This window comes from Streptomyces sp. WM6378 (assembly GCF_001279695.1).
GTDB lineage: Bacteria > Actinomycetota > Actinomycetes > Streptomycetales > Streptomycetaceae > Streptomyces.
This window is the reverse complement of sequence record NZ_LGDD01000171.1, coordinates 1-517: the sequence shown is the minus strand read 5'-3', so window position 1 is coordinate 517 and position 517 is coordinate 1. Positions and strand designations below refer to the sequence as shown.

The 517-nt window shown below is 67.5% G+C and carries 1 pseudogene; it reads left to right on the top strand.

Going from position 1 to position 517, the window contains the following annotated elements:
- Positions 1-130: 130 nt before the first annotated feature.
- Positions 131-502: pseudogene (locus ADK54_RS15710) on the top strand (transposase); the annotation flags it as partial.
- Positions 503-517 lie beyond the last annotated feature (15 nt).

Sequence of the window (517 nt, the reverse complement as noted above, 5' to 3'; positions counted from 1 at the left end):
TACTCCAGTGGTACTTCATCATTCTCGCTGGTCAGGGGCGGTCTTTCGAGCCTAGCGGGCTGACGGTTCCTCAGGGGCCGGTTCCGGGAAGCCGTCATGGATGGCGGGCCGGGACGTGCAGGCTCGGGGCATGATGGCGGACTTTGTCACGGGACGCTGGAGTGCCGAGCTCGAGGACCTGTTCCTGCGGGTAAGCGGACGGTTCGGCCGAGTCGAGGTGCGGCGCCGGATGCGGGATTACGTCCGGGGCCTGTTGGGCCCGGTCGGCCGCAAGAACAGCTGGCAGCTGGCCGAGTACGCCGGTCACAACGGCCCGTACGGACTGCAGCACCTGCTGTCGCGAAGCCGATGGGACCCCGACGAACTCCGGGACGACGTGCAGGAGTATGTGGCCCAGCGGCTCGGCGCCCCGGACGGCGTCCTGATCGTGGACGACACCGGATTCCTCAAGAAAGGCGTCGTCTCCGCCGGGGTGCAGCGGCAGTACTCCGGCACGGCCGGGGCTTGTACGTGAATA